The sequence below is a fragment of the Micromonospora sp. NBC_01796 genome, assembly GCF_035917455.1.
Lineage (GTDB): Bacteria > Actinomycetota > Actinomycetes > Mycobacteriales > Micromonosporaceae > Micromonospora_G.
Map to the genome: position 1 here is coordinate 7,792,384 of NZ_CP109078.1, position 19,758 is coordinate 7,812,141.

Genomic DNA, 19,758 nt, shown 5'->3' on the forward strand with positions numbered 1-19,758 from the left:
ATCAACGCAGTCAAGGGGGCCGGTGGGGGTTAGAGGCGTTCGAAGCCTCGGTGGCGTTCCCAGTCGGTGATCGCGTGGGCGAACTCGGTTAGTTCGGCGTGGGCGGCGGCGGCGTAGTGGGTGACCACTTCCTGGCCGAACGCGTCGTGGGCGAGGGAGCTGTTCTCCCACAGGTGAACGGCCTCGGCCAGTGATCCCGGCAGGCGGGGCAGGTCGGTGGCGGTGAAGGCGTTGCCGGACTGGGCCGGCGGCAGTGGCAGTTCCCGGTCGATGCCGTGCAGGCCGGCGGCGATGATCGCGGCAACCACCGTGTACGGGTTCGCGTCGCCGCCGGCCACCCGGTGCTCGATCCGCAGCGAGTCGCCCGTACCGACGACCCGGATGGGGCAGGTGCGGTAGTCCCGCCCCCATGCGACACCGGTCGGGGCGAACGCGCCCGGCGCCAACCGCTTGTACGAGTTGATGTTCGGTGCCTGAAGCAGGGTCAGCTCGCGCAGCCCGGCGAGTTGCCCGGCGACGAAGTGCTCCATCAGCGGTGACATGCCCGCCCTGTCCCCGGTGCCGTCACCGGCGAAGACCGGGGTGCCGTCGACGTGGCGCAGCGACAGGTGCACGTGGCAGGAGTTGCCCTCGCCCTCGTCGTACTTGGCCATGAAGGTGACGGCCAGGCCCTCCTGGGTGACGATCTGGCGTACACCGGTCTTGTAGAGCGCGTGGTTGTCGCAGGTGGTGAGCGCGTCCGCGTACCGGAAGACGATCTCGTACTGTCCGGGGTGGACCTCGCCGCGCGCGGACTCCAGTTTCAGGCCGGCCCGGGTCATCTCGCGCCGGATCCGCCGGAGCACCGGGTCGACCTCGGTGACCCCGGCGAGCGAGTAGTCCACGTTGTGCCGGGTGGCGGTACGCAGACCGCGGTAGTCCCGGTCGTGTGCCTCCTGGAAGCTGTCCCGGAACAGGATGAACTCCAGTTCCGTGCCGGCGTAGGCGGTCAGTCCCCGCTGCGCCAGCCGGTCGAGCTGGGTCCGCAGCACGTGCCGTGGCGCGAAACCGAGCGGCCGACCGTCGGGCCGGTGCGCGTCGGCGATCACCAGTGCGGTGCCCGGATCCCAGGGCAGCTCGCGCAGCGTACGGATGTCCGGGGTGAGGTTGAGGTCGCCGAAGCCGGCGGCCCACGGGTCGACGGCGTACCCCGGCCCGGTGTTCATCTCCACGTCCACGGCGAGCAGGTAGACGCAGGCGGCGAAGCCGTCCACGAGGACCCGCTCGCAGAAGTGTTCGCCGTCGAGCCTGCTCCCCTGCAACCGCCCCTGCAGGTCGGGTACGGCAACGATGACGTTGTCGATCCGACCGGCCGCCACCTCGGCCCGCAGCCGCTCGACCGGCATCGGGAACGGGTTCGGATCCGTGCTCATCGGGCCCGCTCCGGGTCCGACGGGGAGCCGGCAGAGGAGCCGGCCAAGAAGCCAGCCAGGGAGCCGGGCGGGGGCAGGTGCAGCGGGTTCGGGACCGGGGCGACGTCCAGGTGGAACGAGGCGTCCCGTTCGGCCCGGTCGTGGTAACCACCGGGCAGCAGACGTTCCCGGTTCAGGCAGACCCGGCCGAACTCGGCCGCCAGCAGGTCGAACCGGTCGAACCGGTCGGCAAGTTCCGGGAACCGGGCCTGGTACGCCACGATCTCGGCCCGCGCCAACCGCCAGAACTCCTCCTCCGGCACTTCGAGCTGCTCGGCGCAGAGCGGGGCGAGGTAACGGAAGTGGCACATCAACAACGACTTGACGATCGACCCGGACAGTTCCTCCGCACCGAACCGCATCAGTACACCGAGCGCCTCGGCCGGCAGGTCGGCGTACTCGGGCAGGTCCTCGTCGAGCAGTTTCATGTCGTCGACGAAGTCCTTCACCGCCAACCGGACCGGCACGTCGGCGTGGTCGTAGACGACGATCGCGTTCTCGCCGTGCGGGTTGAAGCCGATGCCGTACCGGTAGAGCAGGTGCAGCAGCGGGGGCAGCACGGCGGCGAAGAGGGCGGCCAGCCAACGCGTCGGCGCCAGCCCGGACCGTTCGACCAACTCCGCGACGAACGCCCGGCCGGCCCGGTCGACATGCAGCAGCGCGGCCAGCGTACGGGCCCGCTCACCCGGGTCCAGGCTGCCCGCCACCGGCTCCCGCCAGATCACCCCGAGCAGTTGCCGGTACCGGTACGGCGCCTCCGGCAACGCCTCGAACACCGGATGCCGGACCGCCACCGCGGCAACCTCGCCGGGCAGGATGACCCGGCACTCGTCCCGCAGGAACGGATCGGCGTCCCGGATGGCGTGGATCCAGGTGGTGCCGTGCGGGGCGGCGTGCACCAGCTCGGTGGGGATGCCCCGGTACACCATGGTGTTGAGGATGGACAGCGGCAGCTTGACGTCGAACCGGTCCGGCCGGGACACGTTGCCGAACGTACGGATCGACTGCTGCGCCCGGTAGGAGTCCGGTGCCTCACCCAGGGGCACGATCTGCCGCCGAGCCACCTCCGCCGCGAACAGCGGCAGCACCACCTCGTCCCACTGCCACGGGTGCACCGGGAGCCAGACGTACTCGGCCGGGTCGAGCCGCCGACCGGCGAGCAGGTCGGTGAAATGCCGCCGGGTCGGGCCGTCCAGTTCCCGCTCGCGCAGCGTCGCCTCGTCCAGCCCCGGTACGCCGTGGAAGCTGGCCAGGTCCCGGTGCACGGCCATCCAGTGCAGGGGATCGGCGTGGCGGGACTCGGGGGCGTACCGGGCCCGGTCGGCGTACGAGAAACCGACCCGGCCCTTGTTCGCGAAGATCCACGGGTGGCCGGTCTGGTGGCCCTCCAGTTCCAGGTGCGGCAGCTCGGCCAGTTCCGCGACCGGTAGCCCGGTCTCCAGCAGCCAGGCGTCGGCGGAGAGGGTCGCGCTCAGCTCGCCCACGGTCAGCGCGGTGACCGCCGGATCCAGCCCCCATGCCCCGTGCAGGTCCAGCAGCAGGCGGTACGGGTCCGCCGGCTCGTTTCCGTCGTCGGCGACCCGGACGAGGGAGTCGGGCTCGATCCGCCAGGAGTCCATCGCGGTCGGCCGGCCGACGAACTCGTACCCGACACCGGGTAGGACCGGCACCCGGTAGCGGCCGTCGCCCAGCGGCTCCGGGGTCAGTGCCTGCTCGAAGGCGAGTTCGGCGACCATCTTGGCGGCGAGCGTGCCGCAGACCCGTTGCCAGGTCCCGGGGGCCAGACCGGGTGGGATGAGCATGTCCATCTCAGTCTCCGTCGACTCGGGCCGGGTGCAGGGGGTTGGCCAGGGTGCCGTACATGACGTCGAACTCGGCGTCGCGTTCGGCCCGGTCGTGGAAGCCGCCGCCGAGCAGTTGCTCCCGGTTGAGCGCCACCCGCCCGAACTCCGGCCCGAGCAGGTCGAACCAGGCGAACCGCTCGGCCAGTTCGGGAAAACGCCGGTGGTAGGCGTCGATCGGTTCGCGTACCAGGGACCAGAACTCCCGCTCCGGTACGCCCAGATGCCGCTCCACGATGTCGGTGAAGAACCGGAAGTGCCCGGCGCAGATCGCCGACAGGATCGAGTGCGCCAGGTCGCCGGCCGGCCAGCGGTGCAGTCGGTCGCGGGCCTCGGCGGGGATGCGGGCGTACTCGGGCAGGTCGAACGGGAGCAGTTCGACGTCGGCGCCGAAGTCCTTCAGCGCGATCCGGCTGGGTCGCTCGGCCGCGTCGCTGATCAGCACCACGTTCTCCCCGTGCGGGGTGAACGAGGCGCCGTAGCGGTAGAGGTAGTGCAGCAGCGGCGGCAGCAGCGCACCCAGGTACGACCGCAGCCACTCCCCCGCCCCCAGACCGGAACGGTCGACCAGCTCCCTCACCACCGCCCGCCCGTCCCCGCCCTCCAGCAGCAGGGTGGCCATGGTCCGGGCCCGCTCCCCCGGCTCCAGGTAGCCGTGCACCGGCTCCCGCCAGATCGCCCCCAGCAACTCCTGGTACTTGTACGGGGCGTCCGGCAGATCCCGGTAGGTCGGGTGCGGCACGGTCACCGAGGCGACCTCGCCGAGCATCGCCACCCGGCACTCGTCGCGCAGGAAGGCGTCGCCGTCGCGCAGGTCCTGCAGCCAGGTGGTGAGCCGGGGCGCGCAGGTGGTCTGCGCCTCGGACAGGCCGCGCCAGACCAGGGTGTTGCGGATCATCAGCGGGACCTTGACGTTGCGCCGTCCGGGTCGGTCCAGGTTGGTCAGGGTGCGGATCGACTGCAACGGGCGGTACCGGTCGGCGCTCTCGCCGAGGTAGACCACGCTGCCGTCGGCGATCTGCCCGGCGAACAGCGGCAGGATCACCTCGTCCCACTGGAACGGGTGCACCGGCAGCCAGACGTAGGCGTCCGGGTCGCCGCCCCGGTCGCGTACCCGATCGGCGAACTCGGCGCGGGTGGTCGGGTCGAGTTCCCCGGCGAGCAGGGTCTCCCGGTCCAGCCCCGGTACCGAGCTGAACCGGGCGAGCGCGGGGGTGACCGCGAGCCAGACCAGCCGGAAGTCGCCGGCCGCCTCCGGGGTGAACCGGGCGGTGTCGGCAGCGGAGAAGCCGAGCCGTCCCTTGTTGAGGAACATGCACGGGTGGCCGGTCTGGTGCGCCTCCAGGTCCTCGTGGGACAGGTCCGCGAGGTCGGCGGCCGGAATCGCGCGGGCGTGCAGCCGGGCGTCGGCGGCGTGGGTGGCGGTGAGGTCGCGGATCAGGTCGGCGAGGACCGCCCGGGTCAGGCCGAGCACGTCGCCGGCGTCCACCACGAACCGGGTCGGGTCGGTCGCCGGTGACTCGTTCGCGCCGGCCCGCCGTCGCAGGCTCTCCGGCCGGATCCGCCAGGCGCCGAACGCGCCCCGGCGGGCCCGGAAGGCGTAGGTCACCCCGTCGGGCAGGTCGAGGCACCAGTTCTCCGCCGGGCCGTCGGGGCGCGGGGTGACCATTTCCTCGTACGCCATTTCGGCGATCGTGCGGGCCAGCAGCGTACGCCCGGCGGCGGTCCAGTGCTCCGGTACGAGGTGCGGCGGTGGTGCGGTGGCGGGCTCGACGGGCACGGCGCTCCTTCGTGGGGGCGGGTTCGGTGACCAGGGGTGGGCCCGGCGCCTACCGGTGGGTGGCGGCCGGCGGGCGGAGCTTCAGTGCGCCCGTGCGTCCGGCAGGTCCCGCTCGACCGCGTCCTCGGGTACGCCGAACCCGGTGTACGCGGTCCGGGCCGGCAGCCGGTACGCCTTCCCGCCGGTGACGGCGTTCAGGATGGTGGCGCTGCGCCAGGCGCCGAGCCCCAGGTCGGGTGTGCCGATCCCGTGGGTGTGCAGTTCGGCGTTCTGGACGAAGAGCGAGCCGGTGATCGCCGGGGTGAGCGACACCCGGTAGTCGGCGTCCACCCGGTAGCGCCCCTGGGCGTCCCAGAGCACCTGGTCGGCCAGGGGTTCGAGCAGCGCCGGCCGGCGGGCCCGGTAACCGGTCGCCAGGACCACCCGGTCCGTACGGAGGGTGAACGACCGTTGCTGGCGGGTCTCCCGGCAGGAGAGCAGGTAGCCGTCCTCGGTGGCGGTGGCGGACTCCACCGCGACGTTCGCGGTCAGCGCCACCTCGGGCCGGTAACCGCCGACGGACCGCTCGTACAGCAGGGTGTGGATCTCGTCGATGGTTTCGGCGCTGATCGCCTTGTAGAGCTGCCACTGCTCGGGGACGAGCCGGTCGCGGGTGGACTCCGGCAGGTCCCGGAAGTAGGCGGTGTAGTCCGGGGTGAAGTGCTCCAGCCCGAGTTTCGAGTACTCCATCGGGGCGAAGCCCGGCGACCGGGTGAGCCAGCGCAGCCGCCAGCCCTGCTCCGGCGCGCGGCGCAGCAGGTCGAGGAAGACCTCGGCGCCGGACTGGCCGGATCCGACCACGGTGACGTCGCGGGCACCGGCGAGTGCCGGCTGCCGGTCGAGGTAGTGCTCGGCGTGGAAGATGTGCTCGCCGACCAGGTGGGCCAGGGACTCGGGTACCACCGCCTCGGTGCCGACCCCGAGCACCACGTGTCGCGCGGTGATCCGGCTGGTTCCACCGGTCTCCGGGTCGGTCAGGTCGATCAGGAACCGTCGGGTTTCGGTGGACCAGCGCAGCCGGTCCGCCCGGGCACCGAACCGGCAGGAGGGCAACGATTCGGCGACCCAGCGGCAGTAGTGGTCGTACTCGCGGCGCGGCACGTGGAACCGCTCGGCGAAGTAGAACGGGAAGAGCCGGTCGTGCTCGCGCAGGTAGTTGAGGAACGACCACCTGTTGGTCGGGTCGACCAGGGAGACCAGGTCGGCGAGGAACGGCACCTGCAACTGGGCGCCCTCGAGCAGCAGGCCGGGGTGCCAGGCGAAGTCGGGGCGGGCGTCGACGAAGAGCGTACGCAGGCCGGCGATCGGTTCGGCCAGCGCGGCGAGTCCCAGGTTGAACGGCCCCAGGCCGATCCCGACCAGGTCGTATCCGGTGTCGACCGGATCGGGGTCGGTGACTGTCGGTACGGCGTCGGTGCTCATCGGCTGGCTTCCTCCGGGGTGTCGCTGGTCCTCGCCCTGGGGGCGACGGCGTTCGGTGCCGCTGCACCGGGTCGCCGCGTACCAGTCTGCTGCTCGGCGGCGGCCTGCTGCTCGGCGGCACCGGCCCGGATCACCAGGTCCAGCAACGCGTCCACGTCGGCACTGGTGGCGTGGGGGTTGAGCAGGGTGAGTTTGAGCCAGACCGCGTCACCGACCTCGGTGCGGCCGACCACCGCCGACCCGTCGGCGAGCAGGCGCCGGCGCAGGGCGGCGTTGACCCGGTCGCCGCGCGCACCGGCCCGGTAGCGGAACACGACGGTGGTGAGCACCGGCTCGGCGGCCAGTTCCAGGTACGGACTGGCGGCGATCCGGGCCGCCGCGTGCCGGGCCAGGTCGTGGCACGCGTCGACCAGCGCGCCCAGTCCGTGGCGTCCGAGGGCGCGGAAGGTGACCGCGAGCTTGAACGCGTCCACCCGCCGGGTGGTGCGCAGCGAGTGTCCGAGCAGGCTCGGGTAGCCGGCCGCCTCGTCGTCGGCCGGGTTGAGGTAGGCCACCCGCCGGGACAGCGGCGCCAGCGCGGCGGCGTCGGCGGTCAGGAACACCCCGGCGGCGACCGGTTGCCAGCCGAGCTTGTGCAGGTCCAGCGCGACCGAGTCGGCTCCGGACAGGCCGTGGAGCAGGCCGGCGAGTCGGTCGGAGAAGAGCGCCCCGCCGCCGTACGCGGCGTCGACGTGCAGCCAGGTCCGGTGGCGGGCGGTGATCTCGGCGATCTCCGGCAGCGGGTCGACGCTGCCGAAGTCGGTGGTGCCCGCCGTCGCCACCACCGCCGCCGGTACGCCACCGGCACGCACGGTTGCGGCCAGCCGGTCGGCGAGCGCCGCCGGGTTCATCCGGTACGCCCGGTCGACCGGCACCGGGACCACGGCTTCCTCGCCGAGGCCGAGCAGGGCGGCGTTGCGCCGTACCGAGAAGTGGGCGACCTCGCTGCAGAAGTAGCGCAGCCGCGAACCGACCGCGCCCAGCCCGACGGTGGCCGCGGTCGACCCGGTGGTGGCGAGCACCGCGGCGTCGCGGGCCAGCAGCAGACCCATCAGGTTGGACTCGGTGCCACCGGTGGTGATCACACCGCCCGAGCCGTCGGTCGGGTAGCCGACCAGCCCGGCCAGGGTGGCGATCACCAGTGGTTCGAGTTCGGTCGCGGACGGGCCCTGGTCCCAGGAGTCGAGCGACGGGTTCAGTGCGGCGGCGGCCACCTCGGCGGCCACCGCCACCGCCAGCGGTGGGCAGTGCAGGTGCCCGGCGCAGTGCGGGTCGGCCGGATCGGCGGTGCCGGCGGCGAGTTCGGTGGCGAGCGAGGCGAGCGCGGTACGCGCACCGGTCCCCCGGTCGGGCAGGAGTGCACCACCGGTCGCGGCGGCGACGGCACGGGCCACCTCGGCGGGCGTACCGGCGGGAAGCGGGCCGCCGCGGCGGTGCGCACCGAGCCGGAGCGCGTCGAGCGCCACGTCGACCAGGGGACCCAGGGCGGAGGGGCCGTCGGCACCGCCGGCCAGTGCCGTGTCCAGCGGGTCGTAGGAGGGCTGCCGCTGCTCGGTCATCGCCGGGATCCCGGGTAGCCGGAGCTGGCGACGCGGACGGCGTCGGCCAGCCGGGCGAGCACCGCGTCGACCTGGAGGTCGGTGATGGTCAGGGGCGGGAGCAGCCGGACCACGGCGTCGTGCCGGCCGCCGAGTTCCACCATCAGTCCACGGTCGAGGCACTCGGCGCGGATCCGGCGGGCGAGGTCGGGGGCGGCCGGGCGGGCGCCGATGGCGTTCGCCGCCGCGTCCGGCTCGACGATCTCCAGGCCGATCATCAGACCCCGCCCGCGTACGTCGCCGATCGCGGGCTGCTGTCCCTGCAGCAGCCGCAGTTCGCGCAGCATCCGGTCGCCGACCGTGGCGGCCCGCTCGACCAGTCCGGACTCCCGGACGTGGCGTACGGTCGCCGAGCCGGCCACCATGGCGAGCTGGTTGCCGCGGAAGGTGCCGGTGTGCGCGCCCGGCCGCCAGGTGTCCAGCTCCTCCCGGTACGCGATGACGGCCAGCGGCAGGCTGCCGCCGATCGCCTTCGACATCACCAGTACGTCCGGCACCACACCGGAGTGCTCGACCGCCCAGAACGCACCGGTACGGCCGACCCCGGTCTGCACCTCGTCCACGATCAGCGGAATCCCCTGCGCGGCGGTGATCCGGCGCATCTCGCGCAGCCACCCGTCCGGGGCGGGCACGGTCCCGCCCTCGCCCTGTACGGGTTCGAGGATCATCGCGGCCGGTGGCACCACACCGGAGTGCGGGTCGGTGAGCATCGTCTCGGCGTACCGGGCGGCGAGGTCGGCGGCCAACGTACCGCCGAGGCCGAACGGGCACCGGTAGTCGTACGGGAAGGGCAGCCGGGTGACCTCGATCGCGGCTCGCGGCAGCGGCGACTTGACCCCGACGTTGGCGCTGACCGCCAGCGCGGCGGCGGTCATCCCGTGGTAGCCGCCGGTGAAGGCGAGTACGCCGGAGCGTCCGGTCGCGATCTGGGTGAGCTTCAGCGCGGCTTCGACGGCGTCGGTGCCGGCCGGTCCGCAGAAGTGCAGCCGCCAACCGTCGGGTCCACCGGGCATCGTGTCCAGGAGCGTGGTGGTGAACTCGTCCTTCTCGAACGTGCCGAGGTCGAGTACGTGCAGCGGGGCACCGGAGTCGAGCAGTCGGCGGATCGCGTCGACGACCACCGGGTGGTTGTGGCCCAGCGCGAGGGTGCCGGCGCCGGAGAGGCAGTCGAGGTAGCGTCGGCCGTCCGCGCCCTCGACGACCATCCCGTCGGCGCGGACGGGCACGATCGGTAGCGTGCGCGCGTAGGTCCGGGCGGCGGACTCGCGATCCTGTTGGCGGCCCAGCACGTCGGCGACGGCCTGGGCGGCAGGCAGGGATGACGGGAGTTGCGAGACGACCACGATGCCTCCAAGGTTAGCCTCACCTAACTACCACATCATGACGACCGCAGGCATCTCGGACGGGCAGCTTTTCGGTAAATGTCCGAAAAGTCATTTGGAATCGCCCATCCCTCGTCACCCGGCTTCCGGTCGCCGGCAGCGGTGGACCGCCAGCTCCGACCCCGTCCCGGGTCCGTCCACTCGCGATCATGCGCCCATCCTGGCACGCCCTCCCCGACCGCGTTTCTCTCGGTTGTCCGTCGGCATCGGATCGCCGCTCGGGTCGGGCAGAAATGCACCGACGCGACGAAATAATGGCGAATACGTTGCAAAGCGTTCGACGATGAGCGAAACTCTGGGAGTCACAATGTACTCACCTATCAATTGCCCATGGGGGCGCCGAGATGGCCAAGCAGGTAATCACCGTACTCACCGACGACCTGGACGGTGGTAAGGCCGACCGCACCGTCGAGTTCGGTCTCGACGGGGTCAACTACACCATTGACCTGTCCGAGAAGAACGCGGGCAAGCTGCGTAAGGCACTGGACGGCTTCATAGCCGCGGGCAGTCGAATGGGCCGTAACGCCGTCGAGGGCCGGGGCGCAGGTCGCCGTGGCGCGCGAGGCACGACCCGGACCGATCGCGATCAGAACCGCGCCATACGCGAATGGGCCACCAAGAACGGATACGACGTTTCCGAACGGGGCCGGATACCGGCCGAGGTGGTGCGCGCGTACCAGAGTCATTGAGCTCGTACGGCGGCGATTAATCGTGTCCCGAGCGGCCGAGGACGAGGTCGGAATCCGACCCCGCCCCGGCCGGCCGGGGCGACCCACCGGGTGACACCATCCGGACGCGCAAGATTCGCTCAAGACTCCCGCCGTGGGCTTTCCCGTGGTGACCGGCCGATCCACGCTGTTGGAAACCGGCCCAGGTCCTGCGGGGAGCGAGTCGATGGCGACGATAACCCAGCTCGGTTCGACAACCTCGATCCGCGACAGCGTCAACCCGCCGTGGCTCGACTGGCCGGATCTGGTCGAGGCACTGGAGGTCGCGGCTCTCGTCCGCTGCACCCCCATCGGCACCACCCCGCAGGCCCGTCCGGCGGGAACGCACGGCGTACACGGGGTGCTGGTGGCCGAGTTCAACCAGCAGATCGCCGCGCACCGGATGGCGTACCTGCTCGGTCGCCTGGACCTGCCGGTCACCCGGGAGGCAACCGTCGCCGGGCTGCGCCGACGCTACCAACTGCACCGGCTCTACCTGCCGCACGATGATCGGGCCGCCTACGGGGCGTTGATGACGGCGGCCTGGAGCCAGGGCCGCGCGGCGATCCTCGACCCGACCGTCAGCGGCGGATCGAGCGCCCGCCAACTCTGGCGCCCCCGGCTCGCCGGGGCCGTCTGGCGCTCGGTGCTCACCGCCGCCGGACGCCACCTGCACAAGAACATCCTCGGCGTACGGGTCGCCGACCACGACCTCGCCGCCATGCTCATCCGGGGCGCGCAACTCCTCGATGCCCGAGCCGCCCTGCGCCGCCGGTCCGGCTGCTTCCTGATCAGCGTGGACGTCGGGCCGGACACCGAACGCCTGCTGGGCGCGGTGCGCTCGGGTGAGCAGTTCGACCTCGCGGTGTAGGGCGGTGGGTTGACCGTTCGGTCGGTATGCACGACGGATCCGGGTGGGCCAGACTTGCCGCGGCGACCCCTACTTCCGCCGGAGATTACGACCCGTGCCCCTCACCCCGCCGCCCCCGGACGGGTCTCCACGCTCGGCCCGGCGGGCCGTTTCCGCTGTCTGCGCCGCCATCCTGACGGTGCTCGCGGCCGGCTGCGCGGACGCGCCCGAGAAGCCGGTGCTGATCCGGATCGCCACCGGTAGCCCCACCGCGGTCTACTACGCGTTCGGCCAGTCGCTGGTGACGATCATCAACCGGGAGATCCCGGGCGTACGGGCGAGCGTGGTGGTCACCGCCGCCTCGGCGGAGAACGTCGAGCTGGTCTCCCAAGGCGGCGCCGAACTGGGCTTCACCCAGGCGGACACCCTGCCCGCGACGGCCGGCGCCTCCCCCGCCGTCCTCGGGGTGGCCCGGCTCTACGACGACCTCCTGCACCTGGTGGTCCGCGCCGACCGGCCCATCCGCCGGTTGGCCGACCTGCGCGGGCGCACCGTCTCGGTCGGCGCGCCCGGGTCCGGTACGGAGATCACCGCCAACCGGTTGCTGGACGTCGCCGGCCTGACCCCCGGTTCGGTGGACACCCGGCGGCTGGGGTTGGACGCCTCGGTCGCCGCACTGGAAAGCGGTGAGATAGACGGTTTCATCTTCTCCGGTGGCCTGCCGGTCCAGGCGGTGGCCGAGCTCGTCCGGCGGACACCCGCCCGGATCGTCGACCTGGGCGAGTGGACCGAACCGCTGCGCCGGGACTACAGCCAGGTCTACGTCAACCGCGACATCCCCACCTCCGTGTACGGGCTGCCGCCGGTCACCACCGTCGCCGACCCCAACTACCTGGTCGTCTCGGCCGACCTGCCGCAACACCTGGTGTACGAGTTGACCCGGTTGCTGATGGAACGGCGGATCGAGCTGGGGCGGGCCCATCCGGCGGCGGGACGGATGAGCATCCAGTCCGCGATCGCCACCGCGCCCCTGCCCCTGCACCCTGGTGCCGCCGAGTACTACCGCGCCAGCAAACCCTGATCCGCGCCTACGCCGGGTCGTCCGGCGTACGGAACCAGAGCGCCGCGTCCAGCCCGCGCGGGATCGCCTGCCGCATGGTGAGCCGCCCCCCGGAGACGTCCACCAGCACCGCGACGATGGTCAGGCCCAGACCCGCGCCGGAGATGTTCTGCGCGTCCGCAGCCCGCCAGAACCGTTCGGTGGCGTGTTTGAGCTGCTCCGAGGTCATGCCCCGACCGTTGTCGCGGACGTGGATCGCCACCCCGCCATCCAGCCGGTACACCGACACGTCGACCCGTCCGCCGTCGTCGGTGAACTTGACCGCGTTGTCGATCAGCGCGTCGAGGGACTGGTCCAGGGCGGTCGGCGCGGCGCTCGCGTACGCGGGGCCGCTCGGTATGTTGACGGTGAGCTCGATGGACCGGCGCCGGGCCAACGGCAGCCAGGCCGTCACCCGCGACACCGCCACCGCGGCCGCGTCTACCACCACCATCTTGTCCGCGCCCCGCTCGGCACGGGCCAGGGTGAGCAGGCCGTCGAGCACCTGCGCCAGCCGGTCGCTCTCCTCCAGGGCGAGCCGGTGCTCGGTCCGGCCGTCCTCGTCGGTGACGCTCGGCCCGAGTTCCTCCACCCGCAGCCGCAGCGCGGTGAGCGGATTGCGCAACTGGTGGCTGGCGTGCGCGACGAACGCCCGCTGCCGTTCCATCGCGTCGGAGAGCGCGTCGGCCATGTCGTTGAAGCTGGCCGCCAGCCGGCGCAGTTCCGGTGGCCCGACCCGATGCGGTGCCCGGGCGGCCCGGTCCCCGGCGGCGATCTCGTGGGTCACCGCGTCGAGTACGGTGACCGGCCGCAGCACCCAGCCGGCCAGCCGGAACGCGGTGAGTACGCAGGCGAGCAGGGCGAGCGCGCCGATCGCGGCCAGCGCCAGCCACCAGGTGAGCGTGGTGCGGCCGATCCGGGACGTCGGCGAGGAGATGATCACCGTGCCGAGCACCTCGCCGCTCTCGCTCACCGGCACCGAGACGACCAGCGGCTCGTCACCCCAGGGCCAGACCAGCCCCGGCGCGGCGGACTGCTGTCCGGCCAGCGACGCCCGGGTGGCGGACTCCACCAGTTGCGCGTCCGGGCGGTACTGCGGGGTACGGATGACCACCGTACGGTCCCGGTCGACGAGTGCGGCGTGCAGGCCGTACAGCTCCGCGTATCGGTCCAGTTCCGCGCTCACCCCGCCGGTCGCCCCGCCGCGCAGGGCCGGCCCGGACAGGGACGAGAACCGGGTCGCGTCGGCGAGCCGGTCGGCCCGGACCCGGTCGGTCTCCGCGGAGGCCAGGGTGAAGGCGAGCGGGATCTCCAGCGCGACCAGCACCAGGACCATCAACAGCAGGTAGCTGAAGACCAGACGGCGACGCACGGCAGCTCCCGGTTACCCGACCCGGAGCCGGTAGCCGACGCCCCGGACGGTCTCGACCAGGCCGGGGTCACCGAGCTTGGCGCGCAACGAGCCGACGTGCACCTCCACGGTGTGCCGGCCGGTCCAGGTGGTCTGCCAGACGTCGAGCAGGATCCGGTCGCGGGGCACCACCAGTCCGGGCTGGCGGGCCAGCGACATCAGGATGTCGAACTCCTTGCGGGTGAGCGCCACCGGCACCCCGTCGATCTCGGCCGACCGGGCGGTCACGTCGATCCGGATCCGGCCGGCCTCGATGACCGTACGCTCCGGGGCCGTGTACGCGCCCCGGCGCAGCACCGCCTCGATCCGGGCGTGCAGTTCCGCCATCGAGAACGGCTTGACCACGTAGTCGTCCGCGCCCACGCGCAACCCGAGCACCCGGTCGCGCTCCTCGCCCCGGGCGGTGACCGCGATGATCCCGATCTGGGGGCTGCGCTGGCGCAGTGTCCGGCACACCTCCACCCCGTCGCCGTCGGGCAGGGTGAGGTCGAGCAGGACCAGGTCGCACGGGGCCGCCGCCAGCGCCGCCGCAGCCGTGGCCGCCTGTTCGATGTCGAACCCACGGCGGGTCAGCGCCGAGGCCATCGCCGCGGCGACCCGGCTGTCGTCCTCGACCAACAGGATGCGCACACGCCCTCCCTCACGCCGACTGCCCGCTATTGTGCCGGTCCGCCGGCCGGGCGTTCGCCCCCGGCCGTCACCGACAAACCGGATGCCGCTGATAAACGCGCACCGGCCGGGTATGTGTGGCCGGTGAAGACGACGCGGCGGCCCCGGTGACCGCCGCCGTTCCCGCCTGGGCCTGGCCGGCGCTGGCGGTCGTCATCGTGATCATGCTCGCGGTGGACCTGCTGCTGCACCGGGACAACCACGTCGTCGGCCTGCGCGAGGCGGCGATCTGGAGCGGGATCTGGGTCGGTGCCGGTGTCGCGTTCGGCGTACTGCTGTGGTGGTGGCAGGGATCCCGGTCCGGCACCGCGTACTTCGCCAGCTACCTGATCGAGAAGACGCTCTCCATCGACAACGTTTTCGTCTTCGCGCTGATCTTCACGTATTTCGCGGTACCCGCCGCTTACCAGCACAAAGTCCTGTTCTGGGGAGTCGTCGGCGCGCTCGGCTTCCGGCTGGCATTCATCTTCGCCGGCGCCGAACTGCTCCGTACGTTCTTCTGGACCGCGTACATATTCGGCGCGTTTCTGATCTACACCGGCTATCAGATGGGGTTCAAGCACGATCGGAAGATCCAGCCCGAACGGAATCCGGTGGTCCGCCTGGTTCGCCGGATCCTGCCCACCGATGCCAGCTACCACGGCAGCCGGTTCGTCACCCGGCACGACGGTCGGCGTCGGGTCACGCTGCTTTTCGTGGTGCTGGTCGCGATCGAGGCCAGTGATCTGATTTTCGCGGTCGACTCGATCGCCGCGATCCTGGCCATCACCACCGACACGTTCGTGCTCTGGTCGGCGAACGCGTTCGCCATTCTCGGCCTGCGGGCGCTGTATTTCTGCCTCGCCGGCCTGCTGCGCCGGTTCAGCCGCCTGCACTACGGTCTGGCCGTGCTGCTCGCCTTCGCCGGGGTGAAGCTCATCCTCGCCGAGACCCCGGTCGGAAAGCTGCCGATCTGGCTGACCCTGACGGTGATCGTGGCGACCATCGCCGCCTCGATCGGGTGGAGCCTGCTGGCCGGCCCGCACGGGTCCCGGCCGGTGCCGCCCACCAATCGGGACGGCCACCGGTGAGCGGTCGAGCCGGACCTGCATAGAGGAAGATCACATACCTGGGCCGGCAGCCCGTACGGAGAAACGCTGGCAGCATGGTCACCGACGTCGGACCGAGGGAGAGAACATGGCGGAACAGGAAGCGTTCGGAAAGCCAGCGGCGGGCAGCGCCCAGATCGGGGTCACCGGACTCGGCGTGATGGGGCGCAACCTCGCCCGCAACCTGGCCCGCCACGGCTATCCGGTGGCGGTGCACAACCGCTCCGCCGACCGTACGCGGAGCCTGATCGCCGAGCACGGCGACGAGGGCGAGTTCGTGCCGGCCGAGTCGATGGCCGACTTCGTGTCGTCACTGTCCCGCCCGCGTGCGGTCATCGTGATGGTGAAGGCCGGCGGCCCGACCGACGCGGTCATCGAGGAACTGATCCCGCTGCTCGAGACCGACGACATCGTCATCGACGCCGGCAACGCCCACTTCGCCGACACCCGGCGCCGGGAGGAGACGCTGAAGGCGCACGGGCTGCACTTCGTCGGCACCGGTGTCTCCGGCGGCGAGGAGGGCGCGCTGCTCGGCCCGAGCATCATGCCCGGCGGTTCGGTGGAGGCGTACGCCAAGCTCGGACCGATCTTCGAGTCGATCGCCGCGCAGGTCGACGGCGTGTCCTGCTGCACCCACGTCGGACCGGACGGTGCCGGGCACTTCGTGAAGATGGTCCACAACGGCATCGAGTACGCCGACATGCAGCTCATCGCGGAGGCGTACGACCTGCTCCGGGACGGGTTGTCCGCGACGCCGGGTGAACTCGCCGAGATCTTCCGCACCTGGAACGAGGGGGACCTGGAGTCCTTCCTCATCGAGATCACCGCCGACGTGCTCGGTCACACCGACGCCGCCACCGGCAAGCCCTTCGTCGACGTGGTGCTCGACCAGGCGGAGCAGAAGGGCACCGGGCGGTGGACCGTACAGAGCGCGCTGGACCTGGGCGTGCCGATCACGGGTATCGCCGAGGCGACCTTCGCCCGCTCGCTGTCCGGGCACGCCGACCAGCGGGCCGCCGCCCGTGAGCGGTTTGCCGACGCCGGTGGCAAGGCGAGCATCGGTGACCGGGACGCGTTCGTGGAGGACGTCCGCAAGGCGCTCTACGCCTCGAAGGTCGTCGCGTACGCGCAGGGCTTCGACCACATCCAGGCCGGCAGCGACGAGTTCGGCTGGAACATCGACCGGGGCGCGATGGCCACCATCTGGCGGGGCGGGTGCATCATCCGGGCCCGGTTCCTGAACCGGATCCGGGAGGCCTACGACGCCGACCCCGAACTGCCCACGCTCCTGGTGGCACCGTACTTCGCGGACGTGGTGTCGGACGCGATCGAGAGTTGGCGCCGGGTGGTCCGGTACGCCACCGAGGTCGGCATCCCGACCCCGGCGTTCTCCTCGTCGCTGGCGTACTTCGACGGGCTGCGTCGGGGACGGCTGCCCGCCGCCCTGATCCAGGGTCTGCGGGACAACTTCGGCGCGCACACGTACCAGCGGGTCGACCGGGAGGGTTCCTTCCACACGCAGTGGGCCGGCGCCCGTACCGAATCGGCGTCCTGACCTCGACGGCCCGCCGGTGTCGTGATCTCACGGCACCGGCGGGCCGATCGTCTCTCCGCTACCCGCCTGGGCGTTCCTCCACCAGGTAGCCGTTCTGCAGCAGCCAGTTCACGCTCAACGGGGCGGGTGCACCGGGTACGTGCCTGGACTCCAGCTTGTACTGCAGGCCGAGGCCGAGTTGTTCGAACCACGGCGCGATCGGCCCGGAGTCGACCTGGAACGCCCGCAGTACGCAGTAGAGGTGGTAGTTGCTCGCCGGGGTCCCGGTCGGGGTGTTGAGGTTCTGCGGTGGCAGTGCCCGCTGGAGGAACAGCGTCCGGGCCGGTGCCAGGTAGGCGCCGCCGGGGTAACCGAACCGGTCCACCCGGCTGCCCGCCCGCAGGGTCTGCACGAACCGGACCGGCTCGCCGTGGACCACGAGGAAGCCGTCGGCGGGCGGGTACGTCCAACTCCCGCCGCTGCGGTACCTGGCCACGAAGTCGGGCTCGCTGAGCCCGCCGAACCGCCGGTAGCCGAACAGCAGCGGACCCACCGGACGGTCCTCCGGCAGCGCGGCCGGTCCGAGTTCCGGACGGGTGGGGTCGTGGAACTGCTGGGTGGGTGGTGCCTGGTCGGGTGTACCCGGCCGGCAGGCCGAGGCGGCGGGGGCCGTGCCGGCGTACGCGGGCAGCGGCGGCGCGTTGACCAGGAGGACCGCGACGAGGGCGGCGGAGGCAAGCGAACGGATCTTCATAAACCCCCCAAACCGGGCTGACATCGCGGTCAGTTAACTGGACGATCACCCAGGGTCGTCCAGTGAACTATCGGATTACCGTCAATTCGCCCATCATGGAGGCAGCTGTGGTTGCCTGCGCACTGAGCCGCAGGGGCAGCTTCAGCGGAAGCGGCGCCGCAGGCTGCGCCGGTTCAGCCCCGGCGCGGTGGTCTCCAACCGGCGCCGGAGCAGGTCCCACTCCCGCCGACGCTCGTCGGTGACGTCGCGCAGGGTGATCGACACACCGGGCGGGCCGGGCTCCGCCCGCAACGGCCGGCATTTCACCTCGACCAGGACCCGGCTGCGGTCGGCCCGGCGCAGGGTCCACTGCACGACCGTCCCGGCCGGGTCGTCGTCCGCGCGTACGCCGCTCAGGGCGCGGTCCACCTGGTCGTGGTCGTCCGGGTGGATGATGTCCCGCCAGGTGGCGAACGCCTGCGACTCGATGCCGAGGAGCCGCCAGAGCGCCGGGTTGGCGTAGTTCACCCGGTCGTCGTCGCCGACGATCAGGACACCGTCGTTGGTGTTACCGGCCACCAGGTCCAGATACCGGTCCCGGTCCTGCCGGTGGGCCGCGCCGGTCACCGCCAGCCGTTGCAGGGCGAGCGTGGCCTGACCGGCGGCCACCTCGATCACGTCCCGCGAGACGGCGAGGGTGTCCCGGTCGGCGGCCACCAGGAGGGCCGCGCCCGCGCGACCGACCACCGACTCGGCACCGGGGGTCAGCGATGCCACGATGGTGGCCGGCAGACCGCCCAGCGGCTCGACCAGCACGGCGGGCAGCAGCCGGGTCTCGAGCAGCAGGCTGCGCCGCCGGGTGTTGTTCGTCGGCAGCGGCTGGTCCAGATCCACCCTCGGCGACCAGACGAAGTCGATGTCGTCGGTCCGGCGGCCCGGCGGCCGGTACAGCGCGAAGACGAGACGGTGCGGGGTGCCGGCCGGCATCATCTGCGCGACCATCACCCGCAGCGCCTCCCCTACCTGGGCACTACCCGTCGCGCCGACCAGGCTGGTGCAGGTCTCCCGCAGGTGCCGCTCCCGGCGTACGGCGTGCCGGTGCTTGTTGCGGGCGTCGACCACACGGGTCACCACCAGGACCGTGCTGAGCCCGGCCACCACGGCGATCACCACTCCGTCGAGGACCGCACCGGCGACCGCCTCGGCGAACAGAACCACCGCGGCGGTCAGACCGGCCAGTGCGACCAGGCCGACCCGGGTCCCGGCGGTCTCGTCCGGCGGCACGTCGACCCGCGCGGTCAGCCGGGTCATCGAGGGATGCAGCGCCGCGGCACCCCAGGCGAGGTAGTGGACCAGCCAACCCAGCTCCGCCGGCCCACCGGGCCGCCACCCCGAGCCGAGCTCGGCGACGGCGTAGGCGGTGTCCGCGGCGAGCAGCCCGGCCGCTCCCACGGCGAGCAGCAGGACCGCCACGTTGCGCGGCGCCGCGACCGCCAGCCGCACCATCACCACCAGCACGAGCAGACCGCCGAGTACGTGACTGACCAGCACACACTGCTCGACCCGGGAGAGGTCGGTGCCGGGCAGCGCCGGTGCCACCACCTGGGTCCAGCCGACCAGACCGACGGCGAGCACCACCGCGAGCAGGTCGGTCAGGCCGGAGCGGTCACGGATGACCGCGCTGCTGCGGGTGAGCTGCACCAGGGCAGCGGTGAGCAACGGGAACAGGGCCACGTACAGACCGTCGGCGAGCAGGGTGGCGACCTGCCCGGAGGAGGTCGCGGCGACCGCGTACGCGACGTCACCGGCGGCCAGGACGGCCAGGCCGGACCCGAGCAGCAGCCACGGCGCGGGTCGCGCGGGCCGGTGCCGGCGGATGCCGTACGCCACGGCGGTCACGCTGGCCGCGCCGATGGTTCCCCAGAGCATCGCCGCCGCGGCGGGGAGCAGGAAGACACCCAGCCCGAGGGCGGCGGTCAGCGTGACGAAGCCGATGATGCGGCGCTGCGGCAACCGGAATCCTCCCACCCGCGCCGCCGGGCAGCCGCCCAACCGCGGTACACGTGTTGCACCGGCCTCGACGGCGGGCTGTGGCGTACGCATCCGTTCCCCCGC

At 72.0% G+C, this 19,758-nt stretch carries 15 protein-coding genes; 5 read left to right on the forward strand and 10 right to left on the reverse strand.

Annotated elements, in window-relative coordinates:
* Window positions 1-29: 29 nt before the first annotated feature.
* The 6 genes from OIE47_RS34635 to OIE47_RS34660 form a co-directional block, all read right to left on the reverse strand.
* A complete protein-coding gene (locus tag OIE47_RS34635) occupies window positions 30-1,412 on the reverse strand; it encodes a glutamine synthetase family protein (protein ID WP_326558758.1) in 1,383 nt (460 codons plus the stop codon).
* Complete coding sequence (locus tag OIE47_RS34640) at window positions 1,409-3,259, reverse strand: IucA/IucC family protein (RefSeq protein ID WP_326558759.1); 1,851 nt, start codon at window positions 3,257-3,259, stop codon at window positions 1,409-1,411. The genes OIE47_RS34635 and OIE47_RS34640 overlap by 4 nt, the downstream gene beginning before the upstream one ends.
* Before the next feature lies 1 nt (window position 3,260).
* A complete protein-coding gene (locus OIE47_RS34645) occupies window positions 3,261-5,072 on the reverse strand; it encodes an IucA/IucC family protein (protein WP_326558760.1) in 1,812 nt (603 codons plus the stop codon).
* A gap of 81 nt (window positions 5,073-5,153) precedes the next feature.
* Window positions 5,154-6,533 carry a lysine N(6)-hydroxylase/L-ornithine N(5)-oxygenase family protein gene (locus OIE47_RS34650; RefSeq protein WP_326558761.1) on the reverse strand — a complete coding sequence of 460 codons (1,380 nt, stop codon included), beginning with the start codon at window positions 6,531-6,533 and terminating at the stop codon, window positions 5,154-5,156.
* The gene (locus OIE47_RS34655) at window positions 6,530-8,131 is read right to left on the reverse strand and encodes a pyridoxal phosphate-dependent decarboxylase family protein (protein ID WP_326558762.1); all 1,602 of its coding nucleotides are present in this window, start codon (window positions 8,129-8,131) and stop codon (window positions 6,530-6,532) included. Before OIE47_RS34655 ends, OIE47_RS34650 begins: the two co-directional genes overlap by 4 nt.
* Complete coding sequence (locus OIE47_RS34660; RefSeq protein ID WP_326558763.1) at window positions 8,128-9,513, reverse strand: diaminobutyrate--2-oxoglutarate transaminase family protein; 1,386 nt, start codon at window positions 9,511-9,513, stop codon at window positions 8,128-8,130. Before OIE47_RS34660 ends, OIE47_RS34655 begins: the two co-directional genes overlap by 4 nt.
* Window positions 9,514-9,896: 383 nt before the next feature.
* On the opposite strand from OIE47_RS34660, the gene OIE47_RS34665 reads away from it, so the two are divergent.
* The 3 genes from OIE47_RS34665 to OIE47_RS34675 all read left to right on the forward strand — a co-directional run bounded on the left by OIE47_RS34665 (window position 9,897) and on the right by OIE47_RS34675 (window position 12,190).
* On the forward strand, window positions 9,897-10,241 hold the full coding sequence (locus OIE47_RS34665) for a histone-like nucleoid-structuring protein Lsr2 (protein ID WP_326558764.1): 345 nt from the start codon (window positions 9,897-9,899) through the stop codon (window positions 10,239-10,241).
* Between the two features lie 205 nt (window positions 10,242-10,446).
* A complete protein-coding gene (locus OIE47_RS34670; RefSeq protein WP_326558765.1) occupies window positions 10,447-11,130 on the forward strand; it encodes a hypothetical protein in 684 nt (227 codons plus the stop codon).
* A 94-nt stretch (window positions 11,131-11,224) separates the two neighbouring features.
* Window positions 11,225-12,190, forward strand: coding sequence for a TAXI family TRAP transporter solute-binding subunit (locus OIE47_RS34675; protein ID WP_326558766.1), 966 nt, complete (start codon window positions 11,225-11,227; stop codon window positions 12,188-12,190).
* Between the two features lie 7 nt (window positions 12,191-12,197).
* On the opposite strand, the gene OIE47_RS34680 is transcribed toward OIE47_RS34675, so the two are convergent.
* Window positions 12,198-13,580 (reverse strand): sensor histidine kinase, encoded by a 1,383-nt coding sequence (locus OIE47_RS34680; protein WP_326558767.1) that lies wholly within the window; start codon window positions 13,578-13,580, stop codon window positions 12,198-12,200.
* A gap of 12 nt (window positions 13,581-13,592) precedes the next feature.
* On the reverse strand, window positions 13,593-14,249 hold the full coding sequence (locus OIE47_RS34685; protein ID WP_326558768.1) for a response regulator transcription factor: 657 nt from the start codon (window positions 14,247-14,249) through the stop codon (window positions 13,593-13,595).
* A 146-nt stretch (window positions 14,250-14,395) separates the two neighbouring features.
* Between OIE47_RS34685 and OIE47_RS34690 the strand changes: the two genes are divergently transcribed.
* Both OIE47_RS34690 and gndA read left to right on the forward strand, forming a co-directional pair.
* A complete protein-coding gene (locus OIE47_RS34690; RefSeq protein WP_326563322.1) occupies window positions 14,396-15,358 on the forward strand; it encodes a TerC family protein in 963 nt (320 codons plus the stop codon).
* 106 nt (window positions 15,359-15,464) lie between these two features.
* Window positions 15,465-16,931 carry an NADP-dependent phosphogluconate dehydrogenase gene (gndA, locus tag OIE47_RS34695; RefSeq protein ID WP_326558769.1) on the forward strand — a complete coding sequence of 489 codons (1,467 nt, stop codon included), beginning with the start codon at window positions 15,465-15,467 and terminating at the stop codon, window positions 16,929-16,931.
* 58 nt (window positions 16,932-16,989) lie between these two features.
* On the opposite strand, the gene OIE47_RS34700 is transcribed toward gndA, so the two are convergent.
* Both OIE47_RS34700 and OIE47_RS34705 read right to left on the reverse strand, forming a co-directional pair.
* Complete coding sequence (locus OIE47_RS34700) at window positions 16,990-17,664, reverse strand: TNT domain-containing protein (RefSeq protein ID WP_326558770.1); 675 nt, start codon at window positions 17,662-17,664, stop codon at window positions 16,990-16,992.
* A 141-nt stretch (window positions 17,665-17,805) separates the two neighbouring features.
* Window positions 17,806-19,656 carry a PAS domain-containing protein gene (locus tag OIE47_RS34705; protein ID WP_326558771.1) on the reverse strand — a complete coding sequence of 617 codons (1,851 nt, stop codon included), beginning with the start codon at window positions 19,654-19,656 and terminating at the stop codon, window positions 17,806-17,808.
* Window positions 19,657-19,758: the final 102 nt, after the last annotated feature.